This window comes from Candidatus Sphingomonas phytovorans (assembly GCA_029202385.1).
Lineage (GTDB): Bacteria > Pseudomonadota > Alphaproteobacteria > Sphingomonadales > Sphingomonadaceae > Sphingomonas > Sphingomonas phytovorans.
Genome location: CP119314.1, coordinates 2280111 through 2296485 on the forward strand (window position 1 = coordinate 2280111; position 16375 = coordinate 2296485).

The 16375-nt window shown below is 62.5% G+C and carries 15 protein-coding genes; 6 read left to right on the plus strand and 9 right to left on the minus strand.

The annotated features are described in order from the left end of the window. Window positions 1–352: 352 nt before the first annotated feature. The 4 genes from P0Y59_10490 to P0Y59_10505 are packed head-to-tail and all read left to right on the plus strand — an operon-like array spanning window position 353 to window position 3883. Window positions 353–1291 carry a glycosyltransferase gene (locus P0Y59_10490; protein ID WEK02078.1) on the plus strand — a complete coding sequence of 313 codons (939 nt, stop codon included), beginning with the start codon at window positions 353–355 and terminating at the stop codon, window positions 1289–1291. Continuing rightward, window positions 1291–2463 (plus strand): glycosyltransferase, encoded by a 1173-nt coding sequence (locus P0Y59_10495; protein WEK02079.1) that lies wholly within the window; start codon window positions 1291–1293, stop codon window positions 2461–2463. Before P0Y59_10490 ends, P0Y59_10495 begins: the two co-directional genes overlap by 1 nt. A 2-nt stretch (window positions 2464–2465) precedes the next feature. Then, window positions 2466–3047 (plus strand): putative colanic acid biosynthesis acetyltransferase, encoded by a 582-nt coding sequence (locus P0Y59_10500; GenBank protein ID WEK02547.1) that lies wholly within the window; start codon window positions 2466–2468, stop codon window positions 3045–3047. Beyond that, window positions 3044–3883: a glycosyltransferase family 2 protein gene (locus P0Y59_10505; GenBank protein ID WEK02080.1), complete on the plus strand. Its 840-nt coding sequence runs from the start codon at window positions 3044–3046 to the stop codon at window positions 3881–3883. The genes P0Y59_10500 and P0Y59_10505 overlap by 4 nt, the downstream gene beginning before the upstream one ends. 3 nt (window positions 3884–3886) lie before the next feature. Here P0Y59_10505 and P0Y59_10510 read toward each other — a convergent pair whose 3' ends face one another. The 7 genes from P0Y59_10510 to P0Y59_10540 all read right to left on the minus strand — a co-directional run bounded on the left by P0Y59_10510 (window position 3887) and on the right by P0Y59_10540 (window position 11983). Continuing rightward, window positions 3887–4801, minus strand: coding sequence for an SDR family oxidoreductase (locus P0Y59_10510; GenBank protein ID WEK02081.1), 915 nt, complete (start codon window positions 4799–4801; stop codon window positions 3887–3889). Between the two features lie 82 nt (window positions 4802–4883). Next, window positions 4884–5963, minus strand: coding sequence for a glycosyltransferase family 4 protein (locus P0Y59_10515; GenBank protein ID WEK02082.1), 1080 nt, complete (start codon window positions 5961–5963; stop codon window positions 4884–4886). Further along, on the minus strand, window positions 5956–7437 hold the full coding sequence (locus P0Y59_10520; GenBank protein ID WEK02083.1) for an oligosaccharide flippase family protein: 1482 nt from the start codon (window positions 7435–7437) through the stop codon (window positions 5956–5958). Before P0Y59_10520 ends, P0Y59_10515 begins: the two co-directional genes overlap by 8 nt. Window positions 7438–7456: 19 nt before the next feature. Beyond that, window positions 7457–8383: an SDR family oxidoreductase gene (locus tag P0Y59_10525; GenBank protein ID WEK02084.1), complete on the minus strand. Its 927-nt coding sequence runs from the start codon at window positions 8381–8383 to the stop codon at window positions 7457–7459. A gap of 202 nt (window positions 8384–8585) precedes the next feature. Then, window positions 8586–9362 carry a metallophosphoesterase family protein gene (locus P0Y59_10530; GenBank protein ID WEK02085.1) on the minus strand — a complete coding sequence of 259 codons (777 nt, stop codon included), beginning with the start codon at window positions 9360–9362 and terminating at the stop codon, window positions 8586–8588. Between the two features lie 31 nt (window positions 9363–9393). Next, window positions 9394–10602, minus strand: a complete 1209-nt coding sequence (locus P0Y59_10535; protein ID WEK02086.1) for a glycosyltransferase family 4 protein — start codon at window positions 10600–10602, stop codon at window positions 9394–9396. A gap of 88 nt (window positions 10603–10690) precedes the next feature. After that, the gene (locus P0Y59_10540; GenBank protein WEK02087.1) at window positions 10691–11983 is read right to left on the minus strand and encodes a sugar transferase; all 1293 of its coding nucleotides are present in this window, start codon (window positions 11981–11983) and stop codon (window positions 10691–10693) included. 601 nt (window positions 11984–12584) lie between these two features. Here P0Y59_10540 and P0Y59_10545 point away from each other — a divergent pair. Beyond that, the gene (locus P0Y59_10545) at window positions 12585–13022 is read left to right on the plus strand and encodes a hypothetical protein (GenBank protein WEK02088.1); all 438 of its coding nucleotides are present in this window, start codon (window positions 12585–12587) and stop codon (window positions 13020–13022) included. 250 nt (window positions 13023–13272) lie between these two features. Here P0Y59_10545 and rfbB read toward each other — a convergent pair whose 3' ends face one another. Next, entirely contained in the window at window positions 13273–14355 is a 1083-nt protein-coding gene (rfbB, locus tag P0Y59_10550) for a dTDP-glucose 4,6-dehydratase (protein ID WEK02089.1), read from the minus strand. Next, window positions 14352–15230: a glucose-1-phosphate thymidylyltransferase RfbA gene (gene rfbA / locus P0Y59_10555; protein WEK02090.1), complete on the minus strand. Its 879-nt coding sequence runs from the start codon at window positions 15228–15230 to the stop codon at window positions 14352–14354. The genes rfbB and rfbA overlap by 4 nt, the downstream gene beginning before the upstream one ends. Window positions 15231–15360: 130 nt before the next feature. Here rfbA and P0Y59_10560 point away from each other — a divergent pair, with 130 nt between their 5' ends. Then, complete coding sequence (locus tag P0Y59_10560) at window positions 15361–16359, plus strand: GDP-mannose 4,6-dehydratase (GenBank protein WEK02091.1); 999 nt, start codon at window positions 15361–15363, stop codon at window positions 16357–16359. Window positions 16360–16375 lie beyond the last annotated feature (16 nt).

Sequence of the window (16375 nt, forward strand, 5' to 3'; positions counted from 1 at the left end):
GATCAATGCCCAGTGAAGTTTCCCTCGCGGTTGCAACAAAACCGCGATACCAGCCCCATATGCGCAAGGGAGCGGTACTATTCGCGTAGCGATAGCCTTCGACAATTTCGGCCCCTACCACATCGCCCGTCTCAACGCGGCCGCGCGTGAGGTCGAGGTGCTGGCCATCGAACGCGCCTCGACCAGCGCGCTCTACGCGTGGGATTCTCCCGAGGTGCCCGCCGGTCTCGCACGGGTCGTCCTGAGCACCGACAAGAATGCCGCCCGGCCGGCCGACATATTTGCCGCGATCGAGGCAAAGGTGGCGCCTTTCCGGCCCGACGCGGTCGCGGTTCCCGGATGGTCTTCGAATATGGCGCTCGCGCTTGCAAGCTGGTCAGTCGCGCGCGGCATTCCCGTCATCGCCATGTCGGAAACCAATCCATGGGATTTCGAGCGTAAATGGGGCACCGAATATTTGAAGCGTTGCATCTTTGAATATTTCGCCGCCGGCCTCTGCACCAATGACGGCCAGGCTGAATATCTTCGCACGCTGGGTCTACCGCGCGACGCGATTTTCCGTGGATACAATGTCGTCGACAATGAGTATTTCAGCACGAAAGCGGCTCTTGCCAAGACTGCGTCGATGCCGGCCGGCGATGATGGCGTTCCACTTCCCGAAAGTGCGCGCGGCCGATATTTTCTCGCGTCGAATCGCTTCATTCCAAAGAAGAACCTCGCCTTGATGCTCGAAGCCTATGCCCGGTTCCGCAACGGGCGCGGTGATGATCCTGCCGACTGGCCATTGATCTTGTTGGGCGACGGCGAACTGCGTGAGTCACTCGAACGACAACGGCAGGCGCTGGGGCTGAAACAGCATGTGCATATGCCCGGCTTCCGGCAGTATGATGAGCTACCAGCCTATTATGGAACGGCAGGTTGTTTCGTACATGCCAGCACGGTCGAGCAATGGGGCCTCGTAGTGAACGAAGCGATGGCGGCGGCGTTGCCGGTGATCGTATCCGATCGGTGCGGGTGCGCGCACGTTCTCGTGCGGAATGGCGTGAATGGTTTCACCTTTCCGCCGCACGACGTGGAAGCCCTGGCCAGCGCCATGAAGGACATCGCGGCCGTGGAAGACGATAGCGCGATGCGGGAGGCAAGTGTTCGACTGGTGGCCGAATGCGCGCCGGAACGATTCGGCCAGGGCATGGCCGGCGCCGCGCGTTTTGCGGTCGCGGCACCCCGCGCAAAACCATCGCTTCTCGCTCGCGCCGTGGCCGACTTCGCCATGCGCAGGATGCCAGCGTAATGACCAGTATCGCACCGTTGAATCTCGGTATCCTTACCACGTCACTCAGTTCGGAAGCTGGCGGCCTTTTTGAATCGGTCAGGTTCCCGGCCAACCTCATGCGGGAACGCGGCCATAGCGTCTCTGTCTACGGCGTCACCGACCCGGCCCTGACCATGGCGCGCGACGCTTGGGAGGTCAGTCATTTCCGAGCCTTTCCGTCGATCGGGCCGAAGCGTTTCGGGTTCGCTCCAGGCCTGAGCCGGGAACTCAACACCAACCCGTATGATGCCCTTCACCTGCACGGCCTGTGGAATCACACGTCCATCGCAGCACGCAGTTGGAACCGCAAGAATAGTGGGGCGCTCGTCATCTCCCCGCACGGCATGCTAGATCCCTGGGCCCAGCGGAACAGCCAGATCAAGAAACGCGTCGCGAAATGGGCGTTCGAAAACGCCAATCTCCGGTCCGCCGGAGTTCTCCGCGCGTTGTGCTGGGCGGAAGCCGACGCGATCGAGGCCCTCGGCCTGGGCGTGCCGATCGCGGTCATCCCCAACGGTATCTCGCTGCCGGCAGCAGACTATGTCCCGACCGAGCCTGTCGACGTGACACGCAAACGCCTTCTGTTCCTCGGCCGCATCCATCCCAAGAAGGGGATCGCCGAACTGATCGAGGCATGGGCGATCGCCGCTGCCAAATCACCGACCATCCGCAACGACTGGGTCCTGCAGATTGCTGGATGGGATGATGGCGACCATCTGCAGCATCTGGTCCGTCTGGCCCGGGAACGCGAACTCGACAATGTCGAATTCAGCGGCCCCCTGTTCGGATCGGCAAAGCAGGATGCGTATGCCAATTGCGATGCCTTCATCCTCCCCTCCTATAGCGAAGGGATGCCGATGACCGTGCTGGAAGCATGGGCGCACCGCAAGCCAGTCCTGATGACGCATGCATGCAACATCCCGGAGGGCTTCGTCGCGGGCGGCGCATACCGGATCGAAACGTCGCCGCAAACGCTCGCCCTCGCCCTTGCCTATCATCTCGATCAGCCCTCCGCTCTCGCCGAAACCGGCGAGAGGGGGCGCCGGCTGGTCGAGGAGCGCTTCACCTGGGAGCGGATCGTCGACCAGCATATCGGCCTGTTCACCTGGCTTTCGGGCCGCGGCCCCCGCCCCCACCATGTCGCCGATTGACGATGCCCGACGAGATCGACTCTGCCGGGCCGGCATCCGACACATCTCCCGGCCTCGATATCGAGGCCAATCGCCGTATCTCCAATTATTCGCGGAGCGAGCGACGCGCCCGGATCGCCTGGGCCCTGGGCAAGTTGGTCTTCCGCGCGATTCCTCGCCCCTTTTTCGGCGCGCGAGCCCGATGGCTGCGGTTGTTCGGCGCGCGGATCGGCAGTAATTGCCACATCTACCCCACGGTTCGGATCTTCATGCCGTCCCAGCTTACCATTGGCGACTGGTCGTCGGTCGGCGATGGTGCCATCCTCTACAATCTCGCCGGCATGAGCATCGGCAAGCGTGTGACGATCTCGCAAGGCGCGCATCTGTGTGCAGGCACGCATGATTTTCGCGACGCGAGGATGCCGCTCGTGCGATCGACGATCACTGTCGGCGATGAAGCCTGGCTCTGCGCCGACTGCTTCATCGGGCCGGACGTGACGGTCGGCGCCCGCGCAGTGGTGGCGGCACGTGCCGTCGCGATGCGCGACGTGCCCGCGGGGGCGATCATCGCAGGGAATCCCGCCCGGCAGATCGGCGAACGATGATCCCGCTGCCGATTACCGTGGTGGTGCCGACGCGCAACGAGGAGAAGAATCTCGACGCCTGCCTCTCGCGCCTGGGTGCCTTTGCCGAAACCTGGGTGGTTGATTCGCGCAGCACCGATGGCACACGCGTGATCGCGGAACGCCACGGGGCTCGCTGGCTCGATTTCGACTGGTCGGGCGATTTCCCGAAGAAGCGCAACTGGGTGCTCGCGAATCATTCGCCCTCCACACCCTGGGTATTATTCCTGGACGCCGATGAGCGAGTCACCGAGCAATTCATCGCCGAGCTACGTCGAGTTCTGGCGGACACGGCGGAAACACCGGCGGTCGGCTTCTGGCTGAACTACAGCAATCATTTCATGGGCCGAATCCTCCGGCACGGCGTACCGCAGCGCAAGCTCGCCCTGTTTCGCGTAGGTGCCGGCCATTATGAGCGGATCGATGACCGGCGCTGGAGCAACCTCGACATGGAGGTGCACGAGCATCCGGTGCTCGAAGGCCAGATCGGCGAAATATCGGCGCCGATCGACCATCTCGATTTTCGCGGGATCGATCACTATATCGCCCGCCACAATGCCTATGCCAGCTGGGAGGCCAAGCGGCATTCGGACCTGATGATGCGTGGCGACGCGGCCTGGGCTGCTCTCACCCCGCGCCAGCGCACCAAATATCGCAATCTATCGCGCTGGTGGTTCGCGCCAGCCTATTTCGCCGGGACATACTTCCTGAGGCTCGGTTTCCTCGACGGCGCGGCGGGGTTCCACCACGCGTTCTTGAAGATGCTCTATTTCTACGAGATTCGGCTGAAGATCCTGGGCGCGCGCGGCGATGCCTGAAGGTCAACGCGCTTCGTCGCGGAACCACGCGGCATAGCTGGAGAGCCCGTTGGCAAGCGATCGTTCCGGGCGCCAGCCCCACCCGAGCGCACCGGCGATGTCCGCTTCGTAGCCGATCGGGTCGCCGCTCCGGCGCTGACCCGAAAAGACCGGTAACGTGTCGACGCCCAGCTCGCGCGCCAGCCCTTCAACGATAGTGCGGACATTCGCCGCCTGCCCGGTACCGCCATTGACGACGGGGCAATCGGCGCTCGCCCGCTCCGACGCCCGCAGCAACAGCGCCGCCGCATCTTCGACGTCGAGCCAGTCGCGAAGCTCCTCGCCCGTCCCCGCAAAGCGCGCCTCGCCCTGAGTCAGCTTGGTGCAGCTGTCCCATAGCAACTGCTTGCGCAGCCCGACGCCGTAGACGGAAAAGAGCCTGACGATCGCCGCCCGAACGCCGAAGGTGCGCGCATAGGAGCGACACAGGTCCTCGGCGATGGTCTTGTGCACGCCATAAGGCGATTCCGGCCGCAACGGATCGTCCACCGCGATCGGCATGCGGTCCACCGTGCCATAGACCGCAGCGCTGGATGGCAGGACGAAACGGCATTCAGGCGCTTGCAGCCGCACGAAATCCAGCGCGGCCAGTGTGGAATCGACACTGCGGCGGAAATCCTGTGCCGGATGAGTCATCGAAAAGGCGACCGAGCCGCTCCCGGCGCACTGCACCAGGATCTCGGGATCGCCGGCATAGGTCATCAGTGCTTCCATGCCGATATCGGCGACATGCCATTCGCGCAGGCCCCATTCGCGCCATTCGTCGCGAAGCCAGCTGCCATGGCCGATGCCGACGACGTCATAGCCGGCCCCGGCCAGCGCCCGGGCGGTGTGGCGGCCGACAAATCCCGCCGCTCCAAGAACTGCCGCCTGCTTCACTACCGATCATCCCTTGGCTGCACGAACCCGCTGCGTTTCCGCCAACGATCCCCGGATTGCGAGCAAATAATCTCCGGCGCCGCTATTTGGCCTTCACCAGATACTGGAAATAGCTTTCCCATTTGCCGACCAGCACATCGAACGAAAAATTGTCGCGATAATGCCGTTGCAACCGCGACCCGTCGATATCGCCCGCCGCCATCGCACCGGCAATGTCCGCCACCTTGGCAACGAAACCGGAAATGTCCTTGCTCACGCGGCAATCGCGGTTGTCGAAATCGGGCACGCCGCCCATCCCGTTCGCGACGAACGGCGTGCCGCACGCCATCGCCTCCAGCAATACCAGAGGTCCACCCTCCTGCCCGACCGTCGGCAGCAACAACAGGTCGTATTGCTGCAGCAGGTCGACATAGGACTGGCCGTCCGGATAGCGGCCATGGAAGCGGATCGAATCGGAAAGACCCAGTTCCGCGACGCGCGGCTCGAGCACGGCACGTTCCTCGCCTGTGCCATAGACGTCGATCGACTGGAGATAGGGTGCGAGCGCAGCCCATTGCTCGACCAGGAAGCCAACGCCCTTATGCGGCACGATCCGGCCGAAATAGACTGCGCGGATCTTACCTATAGCGGGCGCGACCACGCCGCGATCCGCTATCGTCGCTCGTTGCTCCAGCGGCTCGGGTAGTGCCTGGATGATGGTGCGCTTGCCGCGCCAGTGGAATTCGCTGCAAACCTTTTCCTCGACCGCAGTCGCCAGGCTGACGATCGCGTCGAAGCCGGCATGGACCAGGCGCCGGGGGTCGATCTTGCCCATCGCGTCGCCGCTCATCACCTCGAAGAAGATGCGTCGCTTGATCCGTCGATTGGCGAGGACGCCGCCCATCGCCTTCCAGCCAGTGCCGGCCACTACCGCGACGTCGAACCGGTCCTTGCCCAGCGCCTTGAAGCCGCGCAGTGCATCCTTGGCATCGCCATAATGATCCACGGCATACCCGCGATCGGGCCAGGGGCTCTCGGGCAGATCGCGCGGTGGCACGGGCGACAGCACCCGGACCTTGTGGCCGCGCTGGGTCAGCCCATGGGCAAGCCAGTGCGTGTGAGTGGTCACCCCGCCCTCACCATGCGCATAGCCGACCAGCAATACGGAAAGGGAATCAGACATCTGTGCCGCCTCCCGCGGCGGGTATCGGCCGTTCGATACCGATACGGCGGGCGAAGTCATGGACCATCCGATCGAACTCGGGCGGCCGTCGTTTCAGGGTGAGCGCGATCGATGCGCCGGTGATGATCACGCCGACCGCAAGCGGCGACTGAGCCGGCAGCGCCAGGACACACGCTGCAAGCGCGACGATCAGCAGAACGAAATCCGTCCCGACAGTTTCCATCAGCATGCGCCAGGCCCGGGTTGCGGTACCCCGCCCACCGACGAACATCATGTTGCGGCCGAGATAGCCGGCGGCACCGCCGGCCACGCCCCAGATCCCGGCGAGATAGTAGATCAGTGCGCAATAGGGCAGCAGGATGATCGCAACGACCATCGCACTTGTCCGGGGCCGCCCCTGGGCGAGCAGGCGGTAAAACAGGATCGCGGAAATCCCCTCCAGCCAGAAGGCTGGGAGCAGTATCTGCATCGGCAGGGTCGCCACCTTCGCAAACGGCGCCCCCATCCAAAGGCGCAGGAAGGGCTCGGCCAGGAAGATGCCGGCGACGAAGCACGGCGTCATCATCGCGACCATCCGTACGATCTTGCGCGCGAGGATCGCCTCTTCCTCGGGCGATCGGGCGGCGAGTTGGGGCAGCGCGGCGCTGCCGATGCTGGTCGGGAAGATCATCACCCGGGCGATCACGCTCGATGGCACGGAATAATAGCCGACCGCGGCGGGACCGGCGACCGCCCCCATGATGAAGCGGTCCGCCGAGGAGATGGTCAGCTCGATCACCCCGTTCAACGACGACCAGGCACCATATCCGACCAGCGCGCGCGCAGCGCTCGCCGAAACCTTCGGGCGGCGTCCGCCCAGCACCACGAACTGCCCGAAAAGGATGGCGGAGGCGACAACGATGATCCGGCTGGTCAGCATCGCCAGGATTAATATGTCGAGCGCTGGCGCGATGAATACTGCGGCAAGTACCGGCAGCAGGATCGACAGCGCAAGCGCCATCGCCGTCAGCACCGCATTGGTCACGAAATATTCGCGCCCCCGCAGCAACCCGCCGGCGGTCGACAGCAGGATGGTGCAGGCGCCGATGCCGAGCAGCGCCGGCGCCGAATGGATCAGCTCCGCCTGCACCGCCTCGGACAGATGGAACAGGCTGCCCAACCCGCCACCGACCAGCCCGAACAGGATCGATCCCATCGCCAGCCCGACCGGCAGGCTGATCGACATCGCCGTCCAGAAATATTCCGCCTGGCGCGGCACGTCGTCCCGCACCTCGCTTGCCACCTTGAACGTCAGGGCGGAACCCATGCCGAAATCGAAGGCGGCGAAGAAGGACAGGAACGCCCAGATGATCGCCAGGATGCCGTAGCGTTCGCTGCCGATGACGTGGAAATAGAGCGGCGTCAGCGCCGCGAACAGCACCAGGCCGACCAGGCTACCGGTCAGGTTGACAAAACTGTTGCGGCGGATTGCCATGCTGGCGGCGGCTGAGCCCTCAGCCCTTCTGCAACTGGGAGAAATAGTCGATCGTCTTGACCAGCCCCTGGCGCAGCGGAATCGAAGGCTCCCAGCCCAGGGTTTCACGGGCCCGCGCGATGTCCGGCTTGCGCTGCATCGGGTCGTCCTGTGGCAGGGGACGGAACACCAGCTCCGACTTCGAGCCGGTCATCTCGACCACCAGCTCCGCGAGTTCTCGGATGGTGAATTCCACGGGATTGCCGAGGTTGATCGGTCCCGACACCTCGGGCGCCGTATCCATGAACGCCATGAACCCAGCCACCAGATCGTCGACATAGCAGAAGGAACGCGTCTGCTGGCCGTCGCCGTATAGAGTGATCGGCTCACCGTTCAGTGCCTGCATGACGAAATTGGAAACCACACGCCCGTCCGCCGGGTGCATGCGCGGCCCATAGGTATTGAAGATGCGGGCGACCTTGATCTCCAGCCCGTGCTGCCGGTGATAATCGAAGAACAGGGTCTCGGCGCAACGCTTGCCCTCGTCGTAGCAGGAACGGATGCCGATCGGGTTCACATTGCCCCAATAGGCCTCGGTCTGCGGATGGACGCTGGGGTCGCCATAAACCTCGCTCGTCGATGCCTGGAAGATCTTGCAGCGCAGCCGTTTGGCCAGGCCCAGCATGTTGATGGCACCGTGCACCGATGTCTTGGTCGTCTGGACCGGATCGTGCTGGTAGTGAACCGGCGACGCCGGACAGGCGAGATTGTAGATCTCGTCGACCTCGACGTAGAGCGGGAAGCACACGTCATGGCGCATGAATTCGAAGCGCGGATGCCCGGCGAGATGATCGATGTTGCGCTTTGTGCCAGTGAACAGATTGTCCACGCACAGCACCTCGTCGCCCCGTTCGAGCAGTCGATCGATCAGGTGGGAGCCGACGAAACCCGCGCCCCCGGTGACCATGATACGCCTACGGCTGTTATACAGTCTTGCCACGTCAGTGATGCCCCCGCCTTGTGAAACAGGCCTATATTCCGACGACACCGCGAAGCGTCGCTTACCCTGATCCGGGCCCAATTATCCCGCTGCTACAGGCTGACACCGCGTCGCACCAGACCGCAGAGGTACAAAAATGCTGCGCCCGCACAGCACTCACTAACCTGGATCATGGATCGCACTCCTCGATCCTGATCATGCGCCGCCTCGCCCCCTCGATCCGCACCGCAGTCAGGACGCCCGTCTGGTAGGCCCCAGTATCGATCCCGATTCGGTTTTCCCTCTCCTCGGGCTCAACCGAGATGGTGTGGCCGTGGACCACCATGCATCCGTGATCGCTCTCGTCATTAAGGAACTCGTCGCGGATCCAGCGAAGATCGTGCGTATCCTGATCGTCGAGGCGTTTGCCGGGACGGAGCCCGGCATGGACGAACAGATAGTCGCCGAAGGTGAAGCTGTCGGCAAATCCTTCGATGAAGGCGAAATGAGACGGCGGAATGGCCGCGCGAATCATGTCGGCAGCGTCGGCCGGCGCCAGAACCGCGAGCCTGCCGACCTCCACGCCATAGCTCTGCGCGAATTCATAACCGCCATAGGTCAGCCACTGGCTCAACGATTCCGGCTCGTCGCCAAGGACACGGAGCATCATTTCCTCATGATTGCCCATCAGGAACACCGGCCGGAGCCCGTCCGACGGCAACCGCATCAGGAAGTCGATGACACCACGCGAATCCGGGCCACGATCGATCAGGTCGCCCAGGAGAATCAGATAGTCGCGAGCGCGGGGGCTTTCCCGCCGGTCTCGTTCAATCGTTGCGACCATTCGCTCGAGCAGATCGAGCCGGCCATGAACGTCGCCGATGGCATAAGCGCGCGCGCCCGAGAGTCCCCGCCATTCCCTGGGGCCGGTGCGCCTGGCGCGCGATTGCCTGAAACGCGAGAACATCGTTCGAACCTTTTGCACCCTATAGCCGCAGCTAGTCCCGCTCGGCGAGAGTCTCAAGCGCAAGCGCCCATTGATCCAGTGCAGTACGGCGCCGGTATCGCCGCTGCAGCATGGCGCGCGCACGGTCGCCCATCGCGCGGCACGCCACCCTGTCATCCGCGAGCGCAACGATCGCTGCAGCGAGTCCGGCGACGTTGCCGGGCGCCACCGACACCCCTGCCCTCGTCTCCGCGATCATCGCCGGCACCTCGCCAGCGGGATCGCACACCGCGACGATCGGCCGCGCCGCGGCGGCGATCCCGAACACCTTGCTGGGAACGATCAGCCCCTCGAATTCGGGCCTGAGCGACAGCCAATGGGCATCCCCCACCGCCAGGCTTTCGGACAGGCGAGCCCGAGGCTGATAGGGCTGAAAAACGAAACGCTCATGCCCCGCAGCCACCGCGTTGCGGCGCAATTCGGTCTGTGCGTGCCCGCCGCCGACGAACAGGAACCAGATATCGGATCGACGCGCAAGCAGGCCTGCCGCGCCCAATAAGGTCTCCGCCTCGTGCGCCCGGCCAAGATTGCCGGAATAGGCCAGGACGAAAGCATCCGCCGGCAGGCCCCAATCCTCGCGCAGCGCCGGGCTGTTCGTCGCGGACGGCGATATCGCCTCATCATCGCTCCAGTTCGCGATGGTGACGATCCGGTCAGCAGACACGCCGTGGCGAGCGATCCGGTCCGCCATGCGCTGCCCGATCGCAACCGTGAGCGCAGACCGTCGCAGGGCAACGTCGCGCAAGGCACTCAACGCTCCACCGACCGGCCCGCGCAAGGCGCTCATCCCCATCTCGATGGCGATCTCAGGATAGAGGTCCTGTACCCAGTTGACGAGCTTCGCGCCTCGCAATCGGCACACCACCAGGGCGACAAGGGCAATCAGGGGTGGATCAGTCTTGGCGACCACGATCGTGCCGGGACGCAGGCACCGCGCCAGCGCCCAGCCTGCACTGAAGTAGAATGTCAGATAGGCGAGCAACCGCCCGACCAGCCCCAGGGTCGCGCCGTTCACCGTCGCAACGCGGGTAACGGTGACGTCGTTGATCCGCTCTCGAGGCGGCAGGCTGGTGCCTGCGGTACCGTAGATCAACCGGCTGGTGACGATCTCCACATCCCAGCCCCGCCCGGCGAGATATTCGGCAAGGTCGGTCAGTATCTGCGCGGTCGCCGAATGGTCGGGCGCATAGAAGCGGTTCACGAAAACGATCCGACGAGCCGCCATTACACGTGCCGAACCACCCTTCGGAAAATCTGAAACCCCGACAGAAGCTGAAACCATGGCCAGGCTATTTCGAGCCAAAACCATTGAGCATCACCACCACGGTTCGCATCGTAATCAATATGTCCAGCCATGCAGAGAAGTTCTTCACGTAGAAGAAGTCATATTGCAGCTTCATGTTGATTTCGGCGAGATCGGCAACGTGGCCCTGATTCACTTGCGCCCAGCCGGTGATGCCGGGCCGGACGATATGACGGTACGAGTAGAACGGGATTTCCGCCTCATACCAGGTAGACAGGTCGATTGCCTCCGGGCGGGGGCCGATCCAGCTCATGTCGCCCGCCAGGATATTCAGAATCTGCGGCAATTCGTCGAGCCGGGTGCGCCGCAGGAAACGGCCGATACGGGTGATGCGATCGTCGTCAGCTCTCGTGATCGCACTTTTCCGTCGCGCATCCTGATCGCCGTCGTCGTCGCGAGGTCTCATGGTACGGAACTTGATCATCGTGAACGAACGGCCGCGATATCCCATGCGTCGCTGACGGAAAAAGACGGAGCCGGGGGAATCAAAGCGGATTGCGACAGCGATCAACACCATCGCGATCGCCAGGGCCGGCAACACGACAAGACATGCCGCGAGATCAATCAGGCGCTTGAGCTTGCGATAGGCCAGGTTCGGCAAGAGCGAGCCGAAGCTGTTTTCCGACAGATGGTCGATCTGCACGCGCCCCGTAAGCAGTTCCCGAACCTGCTTCACATGGTAGACCGGAACGCCGTTGATCGCCGCCTGGGCGAGCATCCGCTCCCAGGGAGAATCCAGATCGTGATGGAGATCGGCGACGATCATGATATCGCGGCCGGCCGGAACGACGGGCCTTGCGAGCGGCAGCCATTCCGCTCCCTCGATATCCTCCAGAAAACCCGTCCTGCCGCCCGGCACGACATGGAAACGGCGAACAGCCCGGCGCGCGCTGAGATAGGCAAGGGCATAGGCCGCGGCGATGCTCAAGGTGAAGCTGGCGATCAGGACAGTACGATTATAGTCGAGGCGCAGTACGACCGCAGCCAGTATCGCAAGACCAAAAGACATGGAGAACGTCGGCAACACGTAAATGAACGTACGCGTCCCCGGAAAGCCGCCTATTCGTCGCGAGAGCAGCGTGGCGCTGACCACGCTGAAGATCGAAAGGACGAAGCTCGCCGGCGCCGATGGGTGGTGGTCATAATTCGAATGAAGTCCATATCGCGCAGCGAGCGGCAGAAGCACGCCCAGCAATATCTCGACGCACAATTGCACCCGCAACGATGAAATCCATCGCATGTTGCCGACCAGACTGGAAAGGTTGCGTTGCATCAGCATGATTCAGGTTCGATCCCGTCGCCCCGAAACAGATGCCATCGTGAAGCTCCAGCCGTGAATGTCAACGAACGCAACGCACTCGTCATACGCTCCGCTATCGCGTCCGTCCTTGATCCAAAACTACGGTCAAATCCAGCCATCTCCCGCAAGTGCGAAGATATTGCCTGTAAAAAGGACCCGGACAGGCGGGAGCGGCCAGCGTCATCCCACGCCGGTATATCGCACAGGTACCAAGGCAGCGGACCGGGAGACCGATCCTACCGATTCGAGCCTGTAACGGTTTCAGCCTGGCAGGGTCCACCGGAGCAAAGCTGCCGCGGGAAGCCGCGATTCGCCGTGAAACGGCATTCTTTGAAACGAGTGGACGATGACGGGAGCGGCGCCCTTATCACCGTGTTCCAGCCTACTTAACCTTTTGTTTCGGATAGAATCGTCATAGGTGGCCGCGCGCTATTGCGAGAAACCTTTTGCGCGGTGTGGTGTTACCGCATCAGTTCGAGATACTTGTGCAAATGCGAACGTTTTGGGTGGACAAAATCCGGGCTTAACGCTAATCCCAAGTCGTGAGCCTACTTCCAAGCGGTTCAGGAGGAGACTGATAATGAGATTTTCGCGGGTAACCGCCGCCATCCTAATGGCGAGCCTTTCTTCACCGCTGTTTGCCGGTGCCGAGCAGTCGGTCGGCAAGCTGACGGCCGCCAGCGAAGGCACGTTCGTTTCGCGCGAGGGCAAGCTGATCCCGGCCTCCGCCGGCCAGTCGCTCTATGCCGGCGATCGCGTCGTCACGCGGGGCCAGGCCAAGGCCAAGGTTGCTTTCCCGGGTTGCAGCTACACGATGGCGCCGACCTCGGTGCTTTCGGTCAGCTCGTCGAGCTGCGCGACCGCTCCGAAGTCATTCGCACAGGACAGCGGCACCGATGATGCCGGCGCGGGCGGCCATGGCGGCGGCGGCGTGGTTCTCGGCCTGGGCATTGTGGCCGCGGGCCTCGGCGCTTACTTCGCGTTCAAGAACGACAGCTCGAAGCCTGCCAGCCCGTAAGCGCTGCAGCTACGATCAGATGATCAAGGGTCGGACGAATAGTCCGGCCCTTTTTCGTATGCGCCACCTTGGGCCGATTCTTGTCGGGCCAGTTCTTATCGGCTGCCCTGATCCTCCACCGTTCGTTTCGGATAAAGTTGGAAAATCTGGGCCACGGGCACAGACCATCCGTCTTCACTTCAACCCGAACAACTCGATTACGAACGGAAGAAGGTATCTCCATCCGACTGAAGCGACTCGAGTGAGAACTCTAAGCTCGCTGCGACGTAGCAACATCTCGCAAGGCAGGTGAAACCGCGGCGCGTAGGTACCAATCGACCGTCGCAGCCAGACCCGAGGCGAAGCCGATGTTCGCCCGCCAGCCGAGATCTCGTTCGAGCTTCGACGGATCAATCGCATAACGGCGATCATGACCCGGCCGGTCCGTGACAAATCGGATCAAGGCGCGGCGCGACCGAACCCCGGCCAGGGGGTACCGCTCGTCGAGCATGTCGCAAATCGTGGTTACGACCGCGACATTGCTATGCTCCTCGCGCGCGCCCACTGCGTAGCTCGAGCCAGCGGCACCGTTCCGCATGATCGCTTCCAGCGCTCGAGCGTGATCATCGACATGAAGCCAGTCCCGAACATTCAGTCCCGTCCCATAAACTGGCAGCGTCTGCCCCTGCATCGCTCGCGTTATCGTCAACGGAATGAGTTTTTCGGGATTCTGATATGGTCCGTAGTTGTTACTGCAGTTCGAGAGCACAACCGGCAGCCCATAAGTATGATGCCATGCCCGGACGAGATGGTCCGCCGCGGCCTTCGAGGCGGAATATGGGGAGGAGGGTCGATAGGAAGATTCTTCATTAAAACGACTGTCATCAAAAGGCAGATCCCCGAAAACCTCGTCGGTGGAAACATGGTGGAAGCGGAAATGCGCCCTTGCTTCACCCTCAAGCGACCGCCAATGATCGAGCGCGGCTTCGAGCAGGTGGAAGGTTCCTGTGATATTAGTCTCGATGAAGATCGCAGGGCCGTCGATAGAACGATCGACATGGCTTTCGGCAGCGAGGTGCATCACCGCATCGACGGATTCACTTTTTAAAAGCCCCGCCACAAGGGCGCGATCGGCGATATCGCCCTGCACAAATCGATATCGGGGCGATTGCTCTACGTCGGTCAGCGCAGTGAGCGAGCCGGCATAGGTGAGCTTGTCCAAGTTGATGACACGGGTGCGGCCACCACGGACCAGATGCCGGCACAGGGCCGAGCCGATGAAGCCCGCGCCACCCGTAATCAGAACCGTACGCTCGCATTCGATGTCGGCGATCTCCACGTTGCTCCCGTTCATGCGGCTTGGGCTCGCTGACGAAGGTATCGGGCATATTCCGTCTTACCCAACAGATCCGCCCGAGCCATGAGCGCGTTTCCGTCAAGATAGCCGAGATCGTGCGCGATCTCTTCCAGGCAAGCAACCTTAATGCCCTGACGCCGCTCAATCGTCCGAACGAACGAGGAAGCATCGTGCAAGCTGTCATGCGTGCCAGTGTCCAGCCACGCATAACCGCGGCCCAGCCGTCCGATATCCAGCGTACCTTGGGCAAGATACGCATTGAGCACGTCGACGATTTCGAGCTCTCCCCGCGGTGATGGCGCGAGGCCCCGTGCCACATCGACCACACCCGACTCGCAGAAATACAAGCCAGTCAACGCCCAATTCGATGTCGGCGCAGCGGGTTTCTCCTCGATCGCCACCGCCGAACCGCAAGTCGGATCGAAGGTGACGACACCATAACGTTCGGGATCCATGACCTGATAGGCGAATACGGTCGAGCGCCCCGCCTCAGCCGCCGCACTGGCTGCGCGGCACTTTGCGCCGAGCCCGTCGCCGTGAAAGATATTGTCACCAAGAATCAACGCACAAGGCGCGCCGCCCAGAAACTCTGCAGCGATCAGAAAAGCTTGAGGCAATCCCTGTGGCTCGGGTTGTTCAGCATAGGATATCGTGATCCCGAAGAAGGATCCGTCGCCGAGGAGGAGACGGAACATTGGCAGATCGCGCGGTGTAGAGATGATCAGGACGTCGCGAATCCCAGCGAGCATCAGGACCGACAGGGGATAATAGATCATCGGCTTGTCAAACACAGGCAGGAGCTGTTTCGACAATGCCAGTGTCGCCGGGTACAATCTGGTACCGGAGCCCCCCGCCAGGACGATCCCTTTCATATTACTTCCTCAGGTCATTCGATCACGGGATGGGGATAGCCACAAATGGTTAAGGCCATCCATCGATCGACAGCGGCTTGCCAATCGGGCCGCCTCTTCCTAGGCCCGGTGCCGGGGAGCAAACGACCTGATGCGTATTCTTGTGAGCGGCGTGGCTGGCTTCATCGGCTATCATGTGGCCAGGCGCCTGATCGCGGGCGGCGACACCGTCATCGGTATCGACAACCTCAACGACTATTACAGCGTTGCGCTGAAGGAAGCACGCCTTGCTGACCTGGCTGACCGGGGTCGCGACCGTTTCCAGTTCGTCCGGGTAGATTTCTCCGACCAGAAGAGCCTGGAAAACGCCTTGTCCGATGCCCGATTCGATCGAATCGTCCATCTCGGTGCGCAGGCTGGCGTGCGCTATTCCATCGAGAATCCTCGCGCCTACGCCTCCTCGAATATCGCCGGGCATCTCAACATCCTGGAACTCGCCCGGGACCGTCGGACCGAGCATCTCGTCTATGCATCGTCTTCATCGGTCTATGGTGCCAATACGACTCTCCCCTTTCGGGTCGAAGACCGCGTCGACCATCCACTCTCCTTCTACGCCGCCACGAAGAAGGCGGACGAACTGATGAGCGAAACCTACGCACATCTCTATCGACTGCCGCTGACGGGACTTCGCTTCTTCACCGTCTACGGCCCGTGGGGCCGGCCTGACATGGCGATGTGGCTGTTCACCAAGGCGATCCTCGCCGGGGAGCCGATTCGTGTGTTCAACGGTGGCGATATGCGGCGCGACTTCACCTTTATCGACGACGTCGTGGCGGGCGTGGTGGCCTGCGTGCGCAAACCACCTGTCGATGATGGCTCGAGCAAGGCCGGCGGCAGCGTGGCGCCGCACGCGATCTACAATATCGGCAACCACCGCGCCGAGGAGCTCGGTCGCTTGATCTCCCTGATCGAGGCGGCGTGCGGTCGCGAAGCGATCAAGATCATGGAACCGATGCAGCCCGGCGACGTCCATGCCACCTATGCCGATATCAGCGCGATCCAGCGCGATATCGGCTTCGAGCCATCAACGGCGCTCGACGTCGGCGTGCCGTTGTTCGTGGAGTGGTATCGCGACTATCACGGCGTTTGACGGCCGCTGACCGCCG

Excerpts from the sequence above, each read along its gene's own strand:
- P0Y59_10490 (WEK02078.1), top strand. The coding sequence starts at position 353 with ATGGCGCTCGCGCTTGCAAGCTGGTCAGTCGCGCGCGGCATTCCCGTC.
- P0Y59_10495 (WEK02079.1), top strand. The coding sequence starts at position 1,291 with ATGACCAGTATCGCACCGTTGAATCTCGGTATCCTTACCACGTCACTC.
- P0Y59_10500 (WEK02547.1), top strand. The coding sequence starts at position 2,466 with ATGCCCGACGAGATCGACTCTGCCGGGCCGGCATCCGACACATCTCCC.
- P0Y59_10505 (WEK02080.1), top strand. The coding sequence starts at position 3,044 with ATGATCCCGCTGCCGATTACCGTGGTGGTGCCGACGCGCAACGAGGAG.
- P0Y59_10515 (WEK02082.1), bottom strand. The coding sequence starts at position 5,963 with ATGTCTGATTCCCTTTCCGTATTGCTGGTCGGCTATGCGCATGGTGAG.
- P0Y59_10520 (WEK02083.1), bottom strand. The coding sequence starts at position 7,437 with ATGGCAATCCGCCGCAACAGTTTTGTCAACCTGACCGGTAGCCTGGTC.
- P0Y59_10525 (WEK02084.1), bottom strand. The coding sequence starts at position 8,383 with ATGGTCACCGGGGGCGCGGGTTTCGTCGGCTCCCACCTGATCGATCGA.
- P0Y59_10530 (WEK02085.1), bottom strand. The coding sequence starts at position 9,362 with ATGTTCTCGCGTTTCAGGCAATCGCGCGCCAGGCGCACCGGCCCCAGG.
- P0Y59_10540 (WEK02087.1), bottom strand. The coding sequence starts at position 11,983 with ATGCTGATGCAACGCAACCTTTCCAGTCTGGTCGGCAACATGCGATGG.
- P0Y59_10545 (WEK02088.1), top strand. The coding sequence starts at position 12,585 with ATGAGATTTTCGCGGGTAACCGCCGCCATCCTAATGGCGAGCCTTTCT.
- rfbB (WEK02089.1), bottom strand. The coding sequence starts at position 14,355 with ATGAACGGGAGCAACGTGGAGATCGCCGACATCGAATGCGAGCGTACG.
- rfbA (WEK02090.1), bottom strand. The coding sequence starts at position 15,230 with ATGAAAGGGATCGTCCTGGCGGGGGGCTCCGGTACCAGATTGTACCCG.
- P0Y59_10560 (WEK02091.1), top strand. The coding sequence starts at position 15,361 with ATGCGTATTCTTGTGAGCGGCGTGGCTGGCTTCATCGGCTATCATGTG.